Raw genomic sequence first — 14,149 nt, forward strand, 5'->3', positions numbered from 1 at the left:
AGTATTAAAAAGGGGGAGCTTATTGCTCCCCTTTTTATTTGTGAATGTCTTGTAGAAGTTGGTCTTTCTCTTGCCACACATCGCCAAGCCATTGTTGAAATTGACGCTTATATGGTTTGTCGTTGAAGTAATCACCCAATACACGCTCATCAACAGGTAAGACATTCACGCGCACAACTATTTTAGTCATGCGCCCCATTAGTATGTCTTTGAATGGCTGATTGGTGTTGTCAGGGTAAGCAAGTGTCACATCAATAATATTCTCAAACTGCTCACCCATCGCCGCTAATGTATAAGCGATGCCGCCAGACTTAGGCTGCAATAAATATTGGTAACCAGCTCGACTCTTGCGTTGCTTTTCTACAGTAAAGCGAGTGCCTTCGACATAGTTCACTACGGTTGTTGGCGTATGTTTGAATTTAGCGCACGAGCGGCGCGTGGTTTGCAGATCTTGACCGCGTTTATGTGGGTTACGGATCAAATACTCTCGAGAGTAGCGACGCATAAACGGCATATCTAATGCCCAGCAAGCCATTCCTATAAAAGGCACATAGAGTAATTGCTGCTTCAGAAAAAATTTTGGCATCGGAATGCGATCTTTAAACACACAACACAGTACAACAATATCAGTCCAACTAAGATGATTACTGATCAGCAGGTACCAGCCATCTTTCTTTAGGTTTTCACCGCCTTGAACATCCCATTCAACACGATTGGAAAGCGCGAGAATGCCAGCATTGACGGTTGCCCACACCCACATCATGTTGTTGGCAGCTTCGGTGCCTTTGGCTTTGAGCTTCGCGGTTGGAAGCAACAGCTTAAAAATCGCGATGATACAAATTGCAATGGAACAAACCGCAGAATTTATAATCACAAAAGAAGCGTTAAAAATGAGTAACAAATATGCCAACATGGTAACCAATCAGTAACTAGTGCGCGTGAAGAATAAAACAGCGTGTAATTATACGAATCCGTTGCCACATTGAAACATTTGTAAGAATGGTCAGATTTGTTTCACTGTAAAACTGGACCAACGCTCAAATAACATCTTTCATTCGACAAATAAGGAGAAAGCGAATGAATCCAAGGCTAGCCATACTGCCTTTGGCTTTTATCGTCAGTTCAGCTCAAGCTCAACTTGCAGAGACTGCAGGTTTTAGTGGTGAAATTTCGCTCAATGCCGGCTTCGTTTCATCAGAATCTCATTTTAATACTGATAACAGCAGTACCATCAACTCTCTCAATGAAAGTGCAGAGAGTGACAGTTCCTTTATTGCCGCACCACTAGGCAATATTGCTTATACCTTTGGTAGCAAGCTTAACCAGCAAGCATACATTGGTACTACCCGTGCCGATATTGCAGTGGGTACTTTAGCGTTCCAATTAGGTTATCAGTACCAGTTGCCATCAGGCACGATATTAGACGTCTCTTACCTTCCCACCGTTTTAAAAGGAGAAACGTGGCGTAACCCATATAAAACAGGCTCAGCAAGACAAACCACCGATGAAGGTGGCAACGCGTACCGCTTCCAAATCAAGCGCCTCTTAGATGACAACTTTAACCTTGATTTGGCGTACGCAGACAAAGATGTGGAAAAAGATGAAGTCACAGACCGCACTTTAGCTCGTGACGCAAAAGTCTACTACGTGAAAGGTGATTACCGCATTCCACTCAATCGTACGTCGATGCTGCAACCTGCTTTTACCTACATTTATCAAGATGCGGTTGGTGATGCCGAATCATATGATTCTTATGGTTTAGACTTAAGCTGGTTCCAATTTATGAATCGTCATCGCTTTGCCTTAACCGCAGGCTACACCATGAAAGACTACCAATCGTCGAGCGATACCTTTGGTAAAACACGTAACGACGACACATTGACTCTGTTTGCGGCATACGAATACGAAAACATATTTGATTGGCAAAACTGGTCGTTCATTTCTCTGACTGGCTACAGCAATACCGATTCGAATATCACTTTCTACGATGAGAAAGAATATTTAATTTCAGTTGGTATGAACTACAACTTCTAAGCGTTGGAATCGCAGTAAGTCGCTCTGATCTCTGCGGTTCCAGTATCCCTTAAACAGCTTGCGCGGTTAACTGTTTAAGTAACCTATCCATTGCTCGATAGCCCAAAGCTTCTGCTAGGTGCGTTCGCTCAATTTGCGGCGAGCCCTCCAGGTCGGCAATAGTACGCGCAACTTTGATGATGCGGTGATAAGCACGAATCGACAATCCAAGACGATGCAGCGCATTTTCCAAAAACTCCGCATCGCTTTTTTGCAGTGGGCAGAAGGCTTCAATCTCACGACTGCCCAATAATGCATTCACCTTACCACTGCGAGTCAGCATACTGTTACGCGCTTGATTCACCCGCTCTTTGACGACAGCCGTTGGTTCTCCTCTATCGCCGCCTTCAGAGAGGGTTCCTTTCGGCAATGCGGGAATTTCTAATGACATATCAAAGCGGTCGAGAAGTGGGCCTGATAATCGGCCGAGGTAACGCAGGATGGCTTGCGGATTCGTTCTAGCTTGGTTGCCTTCGTAATACCCTGTCGGACTCGGGTTAAGCGCCCCTACAATTTGGAACCGAGCAGGAAAACGCGTCTTACCTTGCGCCCGAGAGATAATAATTTCACCGGACTCCAATGGCTCACGCAAAGAGTCGAGCACCTTACGATCAAACTCCGGCATCTCGTCCAAAAACAATAACCCGTTGTGCGCTAGAGAGATTTCACCCGGTCTCGGCACAGACCCACCACCAACTAAAGCCGCCATTGAGCTGGAATGATGCGGGGCGCGAAACGGCCGCGTCTTCCAGTTGTGTTCATTGATTTCACTTTGAGTCAGTGACGCCACAGAAGCCGTTTCCATCGCTTCTTCATCACTCATCTCAGGTAACAAATCGCATAATCGAGAAGCCAACATGGTTTTGCCAGTACCTGGAGGGCCAAGGAAAAGCTGATTATGTTATAATCCTACCAAAGCCATAAAAACGGATTTTAGCAATGAAAAAAGCTTACTCATACATACGCTACTCATCACCGCAACAAGCCAAGGGTGATAGCTTTAGACGACAATTTTCAGCAACACAAGCGTATTGTGATAAGAATGGATATGAGCTTGATACAGAACTAGCCGTTTATCAAGAGCTTGGCGTTTCAGGTGTAGATGGAGATCAGGAAAACCTTAAAAGATTTATTGATGATTGTGAAACAGGCAAAGTCGAAAAAGGTTCATTGCTGATCGTTGAAAACCTTGATCGTCTATCACGCAAAAAAATCAATAAAGCAATGCGTCAGTTTCTACATTTGCTTGATTTTGTTGATATATACACGCTACAAGACCAAAAGCTATACTCTCAAAATGATGATGTTGATAGTGATACTCAGCTATTAGATGTTATGACAAGCTTGATCGTTATGAGTCGGGCCTATGAAGAATCAGCCACAAAAAAGAAACGATTAAAAGAAAGTTGGGACTCAAAAAGAAAGAATATCAATAGTAAAAAACTAACTTCTTTAATCCCTCATTGGTTAGAATTATCAGAAGATCGAACAGAATTTCACTTAAAGAAAGACAAAATAGAAATTGTTAAGTATATCTATCAAAAATCAATTGATGGGATGGGCGTATCACAGCTTATAAGACACTTAAACGAGAACTTGACCCAATTCCCCACTCCAACCCATAAAAGCAAGCTATGGGCAAGGACAAGCCTCTCACGCATTCTTACAGATAGATCTGTATTAGGTGAATATCAGCCTCACGTTGGTAAACATAATGGGATCGGTGAGAATAAACGCAAACCGTTAGGTGATCCCATCCCAGATTACTACCCTCAGATTATTGATGAAGAAACATTTTTAAAGGCTCAAATTGCTAGAAAAAGCAGAGTTATAGGTCGTGGCAAGGTCAACCGCAACAAGTTTTCTAACCTATATCGTAATATCTTACGTTGTGGCTATTGTGATGGAAAAATTGAATATGTAGACAAAGGCGATGGTTCAAGAGGTGGTAAATACTTAACTTGCTCTAACGCTAAAAGGGGTGGTAAATGCTCTCACAATAAGCACTACAAGTATTTACCATTAGAGCTAATGCTATTGCACCTCACGACAGAGAACGGCTTTATGCCCAAACCAGAAGCACCAACAGACTTAAACCTAAGACTTTCAAAGCTTCAAGATCTTAACGAAAAAGCAGAATCTAAACTTAGTTTTTTGTTGGAAGAAGATTTTTCAATACCCACGATCAGAGAAAAAACAAGAGAACTATCAAAAGAAATTGAGCGATACAGATCAGAAATTGAAGAACTTGAAAACAAAATTTTGACTTTCAAGCCAGATTATACATATTCAGATCTATATCAAAATGTAATTCTTGAAAAAGATTCTGTTTTACTATCATCTAATAGAATGACTTATAACAGTTATTTATCCAAAAAAATAGAATCAGCTTATTTATTTAATGATTATAGTAATTTCATTTTGTTTAAGATGAAAGATAAACACGTTCATACGGTTATGATTGATGAACAATATAATTTTGGTGGTTGTTCATTACCAAATAACAATATGACATATAAGCGGTTAAATGGTGATCGGACACCGATAGATGAAATGATTTGGCAGATACAACAAAACTTTTTAATATTGATTGAAAGTTGCAAAGGGTTAAATAATAAGAAGTTAAACAATTATCTAAATAGAATAAATAAACTAATCAGCAAAATAATTATTGATCAAGAAATCGAATTGTTTAATCAAGTTCTTTTCCAAATAGAAAAAGCTACTAAGTTATTAAACAAAGTTCAAAACGGATAACCAGAGCGCCCGTAAGGGCATCTTCGGGGGGGGTATCAGGGGGGGGACAAGCCCCCCTGCAACTCAAAAACAAATGCCAATCAAATTAAATACAATTGTATATAACAAGACTCCACATAATAGATAAGAAGAGATATGTTATTTTAAAAGTTATCTATTGAAAGCATTACTATCACTGGTTTTATTAATAATTAAGATACCCATTAAGTCTAACTACAGTAGTTATACATATTAACTACTGTAGTTATACATTCTAACTACAGTAGTTAGGGTTATATTTTATGTGTTTTTAACTAATACTTAGAATATTATTTAATCTAACTACAGTAGTTAGGATCTCAACGTTTGATAAAATAAAAGTATAACACTAAAAAAGTTATAATTTACTATTGACAAAACATTAGAATATGATTTATTGAAGTTATAAAACTTAAAAAGGAAATATATTATGACAGAAATAAACAGAGGAAAAAAAGACCAAGAGGTAAATAAACACTTAAATAGCTTGTTTGATGATAGATATACAGAAGAGCTTAAACATCAAAAGACAAAGAAAGAGTTTTTTCAGAAAGTAAGTTTAGATGAGTTTGGTGATATTATTAATTCTACAGAAACAGCAACAAGTAGTATTCCTAGTGAACCAGATTTTATTAAACTGTATCTTAAAGATGTTGTTACATTAAAAGGTATTCAATCAGCAAATAAAGATATTTTATATTGCTTGTTAAAATTAATGAGATATGAGAATTATGTAATATCAATCACAAAATATGACAAGACAATAATATGTAAAGAACTAGGCTTAAAAAGAGTTCAGCAAGTAGATAATGCAATAACTAAACTTAAAAAATCAGGTATATTATTTTCAATTATTGATGAGAATGGTAAAAAAGAACAAGGAGCTTTTGAAGTTAACCCTTACCTTTTCGGAAAAGGAAAATGGGTAGAAAATTACAACAAAAGAGATATACATAAATTGACTGTTTTGTATAGAAAAAATAGTAAAGAAGTAATAAATGTTGATGCGTTAGTTGAGTATATTAAAACTGAAATTAATGAAGAAAAAAGAAATGAGGCTATAAAAAAATTGAATGAAATAAGAGGTTTTACAAATGAAGAAGAAAAAGATAGCGTATGATAATTTTTTAAAAGAACGTCAGGAATTGTTTGAAGAATTAGTTATATTGGTTAGTTCAGATGAACCAGAGCAAGAAATACAGGAACTTAAACAAAATAGAAAAAATAAACAGGAGAATAAATAATGTATGATAATGATGAATATTGGGAGTGGGTTGATGCCCAAGAAAAACTTGGTAATTTTATGGAAACCGATAAAAAATATATCGAGTTAAACAAAGAATTAAAAGAAGCAAGGAATAATAAATATAGATACTCTGGTTATGCTATTTTACACGAAGAAGAAATGGACTTTATTAGTTCATTAAGCAAAAAACAATATGATAAATATAAGAATCTATGTGATATAGAAAAACACTTGGAAGATAATTTAGATGAATATCTTAGACAATCAGGTTTTAACTGTTAAATTAATTGTAAAAACAAAATTCGAGTAAAAAGGTTAGTAGCTACTAATCTTTTTTTTGTTTAAAAATCCTTTATCTTTTGTTTAAGTTTGAGTTGAACAAAATCTCCAATCAGAGATTGATACTCATTTTTGAAAAAGAACGATAAAGCTGTTCTTCTCCAAAAATCGAGCTGATTAATATTCTGGTGGTTTAGGTGGAGCTGGTCGAAGTGTTGCTTGTGATTTTCTACCGTGTTTCCTACGGTTTTTAATGTTTTTAACCTTTGTTTTCTTATCTTCAATTTCTTTTTCTTTCTTCACATTCTCGACTTTTTGAACCTCAATACCCTTTTTAACTTCTTCTTTTTTATCAACTTCTACTTTATCTAATACATTTTCTTGCTCTGGTGCTGTTGGTCGTTTGGTTAGAGCTTCATAAATCTCAAAAACCATATCTTTAACTTTAGTCGCACCAGGCAAATCCAATAGTTGCTTAGTGATTTTCGGATGTTTATCAGTGAAATCCATAACAAAATCTTTAATTTTTCCAGCGTATTCTCCAAGTTTTTCAAATCTGTCTATGTCATTTTGATAATCAATTATCTGGTCCAGTAGCTGATCTTGGTCTTGCAAATTTTTAGTGTGATTTTCAACCAGATCAATGGTTTTTAATTCTAAGTCTCTTACATAATCAGCTTTTGTCTTATGATCTTGTTTATTAGTTTGTTTCTTTTCACCTCGATCAAAGCCAAACTTTTCAAAGTGTTTATGCAATAAATCTTGGCTTTTACTCCAGTCATTTTTTGTCATTGTTCTTAAACAGGATTTATTTTTTTCAAAGTTATAATTTAAAAAAACAGCGTGAGCGTGAACATTATGTTTAATATATTCAGTTGTAAAATCTTCATCAGGATCATCAATAGGAACATATTTTTTTTGTTCTTCTTCATCTAATTCTATTAATTTTTCAGCGTCAATAATTGTTCCTTCATCAAGATGAAACTCAAAACCAATCGGCTCAAATCCATAATTTTCTTTAAAATCTAACATAAAGTCTTTTGTTGCTTGCTCGATTTCAGCTTGTTTTCCATTCTCTAAACATTCGTTGAATTTTTGAGAATCAAATATTAAAACACTATCAATAAAAGTATTGCTATTTTCTTGTAAACCTCTTTTATTTGCTAAACGTGCTGCTTTTAATTTATTTTCATAATGACTTTTAATATCACTATCACCAAAAGAATAACCAAAATTATTTTTTGTTAAACATTCAATAGCATTAATATTTTCAACCATATTTCTTAATACGTGATCAATTTCACCAACATTACTATTTTTATAATACTTTGTATTTACTGCACAATAATTTTTATCCATTTTAAAATCTCCTTGTTATATAAACAAAGAAACATATAAAAAAAGTTAATCAAGAAGCTGTGAGAAAATAATCTCCACAGTGTTTAGAACTGTGGAAAAAAAGCTGTGAGATATTTTTTTAACTGTGAAAATAAACTGTGGGAACTATATAAAAGCTGTGAGGTTTTAACTGTGTGAAACACTGTTTTAGCACACTAAAACAGCCACTACGTAGCTGGTGTGTTCTCCGAAGGCTGGGGAAACCCCAGACCCGTTCGGTACAACCTCACCCGTAAAACGAGTTTTACTCTCGCCAAGGCTCACGAAGTAATGCGAGTTTTCTTACTTAACACCCCATTACCCTGTTAACACACGATTATGGTATGATGGAGAAAATCTTAGAGGGGTTAATAATGGCAAAAAAAGAAGCAAAAACAGATCTATGGGTTCACGGTTTATTGAATGAAGCGGGAGTAAATCTTGAGCCTCAAGGTAGCACCATTGTTGAAATTGATAAAGCCCTAAAAACCGCCTCAAAAAATGGATCTGGTAACGTAGGCTTCCCTGAATATGTGGGGGTTGTAAAAGACTTTATTATAGTCATTGAAAATAAAGCCGATTTATCTAATCACTTGAAGCACGATATCAATGGATTAATTAGTAATGACCCTAAGGATATTGTTAATTTTGCTGTAAATGGTGCGCTATTTTATGGACAACATTTGGCTAAAAATACCACTTACAAGAAAGTTATTGCTTTTGGCATTTCTGGAGATGAAAAAAAACATCAAATTAGCCCACTATACATTGATGAAACAGAGTATTATCGAGAACTTCCAGAAGTAGAATCTTTTATTTCATTCAATGACAAAAACATAAACGAATACTATACAAGAGAAATTCTAAACGAAGAAACAAGTAAAGAAAAGGAATTAGCTGAGATTCTAAAAGATGCGTCTGACTTACACGAAGATTTAAGAAATTATGGCAATTTAAAAGATATAGATAAACCACTAATTGTTTCTGGTATTTTATTAGCACTAAGAGAGATTGAGTCAAAAAGCTTTTCTATAGATGAATTGACAGGAGATGATATATCCACAGACGGCGATAAAATTTATAATGCTATAAAGTCAAATTTAACAAGATCTCGTGTTGCACCTGAAGTGAAAAGAGATAAGATTCTTAGCCAGTTTTCTATAATTAAAGATACGCAGATCCTTAATGAAGTAAATCAGACACTGAACAAAACTCCGTTAAAGCACTACACTGAGTTTCTTAATGAGAAAATATATAATAGTATTAAGTACACATCATCATCTGAAGATTATTTAGGCCGTTTTTATGGCGAATTTATGTCATATTCTGGTGGTGACGGTCAAACGTTAGGAATAGTTTTAACACCCAAACATATATGCGATCTTTTTTGTGATTTAGTAAATATTCAACCTGATGACATTGTTCTTGATCCTTGTGCAGGTACTGCTGGATTTCTTATATCTTCAATGCATCATATGTTAGCCCAAACGACTAATGAAGCACAACGTAAAAGCATACGACAAAAACAATTACACGGTTTAGAATTACAGCCTTATATGTTTACTATTGCCACGACCAATATGATCTTAAGGGGCGATGGTAAAAGCAATCTCATTAATGAGAATTTTTTAAAACAAGATCACCACAAGCTTCAATTAAAAGAAGCTACTGTAGGGATGATGAATCCTCCCTATTCACAAGGCTCTAAGAAAAATCCAGATCTATATGAGATTGCATTTACAGAACATCTATTAAACTCTTTAACTGAAGGGGCAAAAGCTGTCGTTATCATCCCACAGTCATCAGTTACAGGAAAAAGCAAAGAAGAAAAAGCCATTAAAAAGAACATTCTTAAGCATCACACCTTAGATGGTGTAATTATGTTAAATAAGGATACTTTTTATGGTGTTGGTATTGTTCCTTGTATAGCAGTATTCACGGCTGGTGAACCTCACCCTAAAGAAAAAATATGTAAATTTGTAGATTTTAAAGAAGATGGTTATCAAGTTAATGCACATATAGGCCTAGTGGAAACAGAACAAGCAAAAGATAAGAATCAGCACCTTCTAGATGTATGGTTCGAACGAATAGAAGCAGAAACTCGTTTTTGTGTAAATACTACTATTAAAGATACTGATGAATGGTTGCATAGCTTCTATTATTTTAATGATAATATACCTAATTCTTCAGAGTTTGAAAAAGTTGTTTCTGATTATTTATCCTTTGAGTTTTCAATGATAATGAAAAATAGATCCAATCTATTTGATAATATAAATTTAAAACACCATTCTTATAAAATACCAAATATCGAAGAAAAAGAATGGGATGAGTTCTTTTTAACCGATATATTTACAACAATACAAAGAGGAAAAAGATTAACAAAGTCAAACCAAAAACCAGGTGATAAGCCATATGTATCATCAACAGCGTCCAATAATGGCGTAGATAATTTTATATCAAATGAAGAAGATGTTAGGATATTTTCTAATTGTTTAACTATTGCAAATAGTGGAAGCGTTGGGGCAAGTTTTTATCACCCTTATGATTTTGTTGCTAGTGATCACGTAACCCATTTAAAAAATGACAATTTATCTATTTATTCTTACTTATTTCTTGCAACTCAAACATCACGTCTTGCTGAAAAATACAATTTCAACAGAGAGATCAACGATCCGAGAATATCAAGAGAAAAAATCATACTTCCTATAAATAATAAAAAAGAACCAGACTACGAATATATGGAAAAGTATATAAGTAATTTAATGAACTTAAAGTTAAGTCAATACAAAAAGTAAACCCAAAAGGCCAGTTATATTTATAACTGGCTTTTTTTAAAATTAGCGTCTCCTTGCAAGTTTTTAATTTTAATATATATAAATTAAAAAGGAGATTGAAATGAAAAATAATAGAAAAAAAAGAGACTTACTAGAAAGCAAAGCAAAATCGGAACTATTAAAAACTCAACAAATAGCCCAATCAGATATGGTTAAAGAACACCTCTTAACCATTAAAAATTCAAAACTAAGAAAAGATATAAACATAAGAGATCTGTTAGAAAAAAAACTTAAATCAGCACAACCAAAGCTTTTAGAACGAATAGAAGAACAACAATCTTTACTTGACGATTTAGTTATGGATATTGAATCTACAAACACAGAGCTTCACGGTGCAAATGACAAGGCACGTATTGCTATAGCAAAACTAAGAAAAATCGATCCAAAACGTGCAAACGAATTAGAAAACTCATTATCTCTAAAAGATAGAACTAGAAAGTCACGAATCATTACTAAAAAACGCTTATAGCTTTGTAAAACACATTGGTAGGTAATTGACATAACTATAGCAGGTTGTGATTGCCAGCTGCCGCAATTTCTAAAGCGCGCTTTCCTTGCTGTTGACCAATGATATCCTGCAAGTCACGACCGTGTTCTTTGAGTTCTTTCTTCTTGGGCGTTTGGTACAAATTCAATTGATGTTGACCACAAAGCTCTGCACAAACTTCCAATAGTGATTGGGCAGATTTATGCAACTCTTTACCGACAAGTGCGGCCTGATCACCATTGGCATGAGGCACCACTAAACAACGCTGTTTTTTATTCGCGGCCAACGCTGCTGGCAGCACGCCTTTTACCGTTCTCAATCCACCAGAAAGAGCTAATTCACCAACAAATTCGTAGTTTTTGAGCTTATCTGTCGCGATTTGTTCTGAAGCGGCCAAAATTCCTAATGCAATCGGCAAATCGAAGCGTCCGCCTTCTTTGGGCAAATCCGCAGGAGCCAAATTGACCGTGATTCGTTTCGCCGGAAACTGAAAGTTGGAATTGACGATCGCACTTCGTACGCGATCTTTGGATTCTTTTACTGTGGTCTCAGGTAACCCCACCAAGGTAAAGCCCGGCATCCCATTACTGATGTGGACTTCCACGCTTACCGACGGCGCTTGTACACCCACACTTGCGCGACTATGAATGATTGCCAGCCCCATAATTTCCTCAAATTCTTGTACGTAATCTAACCAGACGTTTTTTATATGGATATGTTATATAGCCTGTCCAGAATGGTACTTAATGTGAAAAAAGAATGACTTTTTGCTTGTCATGCAGCAGATTTGTGTGTTACCACTAGTGACGCAAACATTTTCGTAGAACATTACACAATACTTATTAACGAAAAAAGAACGACAGACAGATGAACTTATTCGCTCACATCAACTCACTGCTAGCCCTGATTATCGTGGTCATTATTGGCACCGCGCGGGGTATTGTGGGCGAAAGATAACCACAAATTACAAAAAACCCCCGCACTGAAAAGTCCGGGGGTTTTTTTACAACTACAAGTTGTCATCTGTCTAACCCTTAGACAGCTTAACGGGAAGAATGGGAGTGCACATGAAGTGCAAAACACATGGCGATAGCTACGAGCCACAACGTAGCAAAGGAGGTTTACGATGACCGGTGCAGAACTAGTCGTAGCCGCTTTAAGACAGCAAGGCATCGAGACGGTGTTTGGGTATCCTGGTGGAGCCATCATGCCAATCTACGATGCGTTGTATGACGGAGGTGTAGAACACATCTTATGCCGTCATGAACAAGGGGCTGCAATGGCCGCCATCGGGATGGCCCGCGCGACGCAAGATGTTGCCGTATGTATGGCCACTTCCGGCCCAGGTGCCACCAACCTTGTTACTGGCCTTGCCGATGCCTTCCTCGATTCCGTTCCTCTAGTGGCCATTACAGGTCAGGTTGCTAGCTCTCATATCGGTACCGATGCGTTCCAAGAAATGGATGTAATCGGAATGTCTCTAGCCTGTACCAAACACAGTTATCTAGTTACTGAGATTGAAGACCTTGCCCCAACGCTTGCCGAAGCGTTCGAAGTAGCAAAAACAGGTCGACCTGGTCCGGTAATTGTTGATATCGCCAAAGATGTTCAGCTTGCTCAAGCACCGACAGAGCTTCTACCTCCTTTTGTTCCACCAACCGCTCCACAAGTCAGTGATGCCGATATCCAGCGCGCTCAAGAAGTACTAGCCGCTTCAACTCGCCCAGTTTTATACGTCGGTGGTGGCGTACAGCTAGCAAAAGCAACCGACTCAGTACGCGAGTTCCTACGTTTAAACCCTATGCCTGCAGTAAGCACACTAAAAGGTTTGGGCACCATTGAACGTCACGACCCGCACTACTTAGGCATGCTGGGCATGCATGGCACCAAAGCCGCAAACCTAGTGGTTCAAGAATGTGACCTTTTGATTGTAGTTGGGGCACGTTTTGATGATCGCGTTACAGGTAAGCTCGACACGTTTGCACCGCATGCGAAAGTGATTCATATCGATATCGATGCAGCTGAAATCCATAAGCTTCGCCACGCCAATGCACCTCTTCGTGGTGAGATCAGCAAGATTCTTCCTCAACTAGAGCTAACTCAAGATATCACCCCTTGGGTACATCACAGTGAAAGCCTGCGCAGCGGATTTAAATGGCGCTACGACCATCCAGGCGAATTGATCTACGCACCGCTATTACTTAAGCAACTGTCTGACATGATGCCGGATAGCTCAATTGTCTCGACCGACGTAGGTCAGCATCAGATGTGGGCAGCACAACATATCCAACCACGCGATCCACAAAACTTCATCACTTCTGCTGGCCTTGGCACTATGGGCTTTGGCCTACCCGCGGCGATGGGCGCTGCAGTCGCACGTCCTGATGATCAGTCTATCCTTATTACAGGTGACGGTTCATTTATGATGAACGTGCAGGAGTTGGGCACGCTGAAGCGTCGTCAGATTCCAGTAAAGATTGTCCTTCTTAACAACCAACGTCTTGGCATGGTTCGCCAATGGCAGTCGCTGTTCTTTGATGGCCGCCACAGCGAAACCATTCTTGATGACAACCCTGACTTCGTAATGCTTGCCAAAGCGTTCGATATCCCGGGTAAAACCATCACCAAGAAGGAAGAAGTCGAACCGGCTCTCAAAGAGATGCTAGAAAGTAAGACTTCTTACATGCTTCACGTTTTAATCGATGAAGAAGAGAACGTGTGGCCACTTGTACCACCTGGTGCATCAAACAGTGATATGTTGGAAAATACTTAGGAGACAATCGCATGGACAGATATTTACTCGACATCAAAGCCGACGATAAACCGGTATTGTTGGAGCGCGTTCTTCGTGTGATTCGTCACCGAGGCTTTGTGATCAAACAAGTCGCTGCTACCCAAAACCACGAAAGCAAAGTAGCCAGCGTAGAGATCATCGTCGACAGCGATCGACCTATCTCGTTTTTGGTCAATCAAATTGAGAAGTTGTGGGATATTCGCACCGTTGAGGTACTCAAAATCCGCAGCGATGAGCTCCCAAATCACAACTTACAACAACATGTGAGTGCATAAGGAAGGCAA

At 37.6% G+C, this 14,149-nt stretch carries 11 protein-coding genes and 2 pseudogenes; 9 read left to right on the plus strand and 4 right to left on the minus strand.

Translation table 11 applies throughout. The features are described 5' to 3' along the window. Positions 1 to 34 precede the first annotated feature (34 nt). Positions 35 to 913: a 1-acylglycerol-3-phosphate O-acyltransferase, YihG family gene (locus B853_RS15085; protein WP_050568914.1), complete on the minus strand. Its 879-nt coding sequence runs from the start codon at positions 911 to 913 to the stop codon at positions 35 to 37. Positions 914 to 1,077: 164 nt separating this feature from the next. Between B853_RS15085 and B853_RS15090 the strand changes: the two genes are divergently transcribed. After that, positions 1,078 to 2,034, plus strand: a complete 957-nt coding sequence (locus tag B853_RS15090) for a DUF2860 domain-containing protein (RefSeq protein WP_038882821.1) — start codon at positions 1,078 to 1,080, stop codon at positions 2,032 to 2,034. 49 nt (positions 2,035 to 2,083) lie between these two features. Here B853_RS15090 and B853_RS15095 read toward each other — a convergent pair. Then, a pseudogene (locus tag B853_RS15095) lies at positions 2,084 to 2,974 on the minus strand (YifB family Mg chelatase-like AAA ATPase); the annotation flags it as partial. A gap of 38 nt (positions 2,975 to 3,012) precedes the next feature. On the opposite strand from B853_RS15095, the gene B853_RS15100 reads away from it, so the two are divergent. The 4 genes from B853_RS15100 (at position 3,013) to B853_RS15110 (ending at position 6,376) form a co-directional block, all read left to right on the plus strand. After that, a complete protein-coding gene (locus B853_RS15100; RefSeq protein ID WP_128826905.1) occupies positions 3,013 to 4,830 on the plus strand; it encodes a recombinase family protein in 1,818 nt (605 codons plus the stop codon). Between the two features lie 448 nt (positions 4,831 to 5,278). Beyond that, entirely contained in the window at positions 5,279 to 5,968 is a 690-nt protein-coding gene (locus B853_RS15105) for a hypothetical protein (RefSeq protein WP_128826906.1), read from the plus strand. Continuing rightward, entirely contained in the window at positions 5,943 to 6,092 is a 150-nt protein-coding gene (locus tag B853_RS26040) for a hypothetical protein (protein WP_170001020.1), read from the plus strand. Before B853_RS15105 ends, B853_RS26040 begins: the two co-directional genes overlap by 26 nt. Beyond that, positions 6,092 to 6,376, plus strand: a complete 285-nt coding sequence (locus tag B853_RS15110) for a hypothetical protein (protein WP_128826907.1) — start codon at positions 6,092 to 6,094, stop codon at positions 6,374 to 6,376. The genes B853_RS26040 and B853_RS15110 overlap by 1 nt, the downstream gene beginning before the upstream one ends. Before the next feature lie 174 nt (positions 6,377 to 6,550). Here B853_RS15110 and B853_RS15115 read toward each other — a convergent pair whose 3' ends face one another. After that, positions 6,551 to 7,732, minus strand: coding sequence for a plasmid recombination protein (locus B853_RS15115; protein WP_128826908.1), 1,182 nt, complete (start codon positions 7,730 to 7,732; stop codon positions 6,551 to 6,553). Positions 7,733 to 8,124: 392 nt separating this feature from the next. Here B853_RS15115 and B853_RS15120 point away from each other — a divergent pair, with 392 nt between their 5' ends. After that, positions 8,125 to 10,545: an N-6 DNA methylase gene (locus B853_RS15120; protein ID WP_128826909.1), complete on the plus strand. Its 2,421-nt coding sequence runs from the start codon at positions 8,125 to 8,127 to the stop codon at positions 10,543 to 10,545. Between the two features lie 100 nt (positions 10,546 to 10,645). Beyond that, positions 10,646 to 11,053 carry a hypothetical protein gene (locus tag B853_RS15125; RefSeq protein ID WP_128826910.1) on the plus strand — a complete coding sequence of 136 codons (408 nt, stop codon included), beginning with the start codon at positions 10,646 to 10,648 and terminating at the stop codon, positions 11,051 to 11,053. Between the two features lie 37 nt (positions 11,054 to 11,090). On the opposite strand, the pseudogene B853_RS15130 reads toward B853_RS15125, so the two are convergent. Beyond that, positions 11,091 to 11,735, minus strand: a pseudogene (locus B853_RS15130) (magnesium chelatase domain-containing protein); the annotation flags it as partial. A gap of 462 nt (positions 11,736 to 12,197) precedes the next feature. Here B853_RS15130 and ilvG point away from each other — a divergent pair. Together ilvG and ilvM are read left to right on the plus strand one after the other, a co-directional pair. Then, on the plus strand, positions 12,198 to 13,844 hold the full coding sequence (ilvG, locus tag B853_RS15135) for an acetolactate synthase 2 catalytic subunit (RefSeq protein WP_038885229.1): 1,647 nt from the start codon (positions 12,198 to 12,200) through the stop codon (positions 13,842 to 13,844). Between the two features lie 11 nt (positions 13,845 to 13,855). Further along, positions 13,856 to 14,140 carry an acetolactate synthase 2 small subunit gene (gene ilvM / locus B853_RS15140; RefSeq protein WP_005429819.1) on the plus strand — a complete coding sequence of 95 codons (285 nt, stop codon included), beginning with the start codon at positions 13,856 to 13,858 and terminating at the stop codon, positions 14,138 to 14,140. The last annotated feature ends 9 nt before the right edge of the window (positions 14,141 to 14,149 follow it).

The sequence above is a fragment of the Vibrio rotiferianus CAIM 577 = LMG 21460 genome (genome assembly GCF_002741985.1).
GTDB classification, from domain to species: domain Bacteria; phylum Pseudomonadota; class Gammaproteobacteria; order Enterobacterales; family Vibrionaceae; genus Vibrio; species Vibrio rotiferianus.

What these genes read in the sequence shown, in the direction of transcription:
- B853_RS15125 (WP_128826910.1), top strand. Translation starts at nt 10,646, where the DNA reads ATGAAAAATAATAGAAAAAAAAGAGACTTACTAGAAAGCAAAGCAAAA.
- B853_RS26040 (WP_170001020.1), top strand. Translation starts at nt 5,943, where the DNA reads ATGAAGAAGAAAAAGATAGCGTATGATAATTTTTTAAAAGAACGTCAG.
- B853_RS15120 (WP_128826909.1), top strand. Translation starts at nt 8,125, where the DNA reads ATGGCAAAAAAAGAAGCAAAAACAGATCTATGGGTTCACGGTTTATTG.
- B853_RS15085 (WP_050568914.1), bottom strand. Translation starts at nt 913, where the DNA reads ATGTTGGCATATTTGTTACTCATTTTTAACGCTTCTTTTGTGATTATA.
- B853_RS15115 (WP_128826908.1), bottom strand. Translation starts at nt 7,732, where the DNA reads ATGGATAAAAATTATTGTGCAGTAAATACAAAGTATTATAAAAATAGT.
- B853_RS15100 (WP_128826905.1), top strand. Translation starts at nt 3,013, where the DNA reads ATGAAAAAAGCTTACTCATACATACGCTACTCATCACCGCAACAAGCC.
- ilvM (WP_005429819.1), top strand. Translation starts at nt 13,856, where the DNA reads ATGGACAGATATTTACTCGACATCAAAGCCGACGATAAACCGGTATTG.
- B853_RS15090 (WP_038882821.1), top strand. Translation starts at nt 1,078, where the DNA reads ATGAATCCAAGGCTAGCCATACTGCCTTTGGCTTTTATCGTCAGTTCA.
- ilvG (WP_038885229.1), top strand. Translation starts at nt 12,198, where the DNA reads ATGACCGGTGCAGAACTAGTCGTAGCCGCTTTAAGACAGCAAGGCATC.
- B853_RS15105 (WP_128826906.1), top strand. Translation starts at nt 5,279, where the DNA reads ATGACAGAAATAAACAGAGGAAAAAAAGACCAAGAGGTAAATAAACAC.
- B853_RS15110 (WP_128826907.1), top strand. Translation starts at nt 6,092, where the DNA reads ATGTATGATAATGATGAATATTGGGAGTGGGTTGATGCCCAAGAAAAA.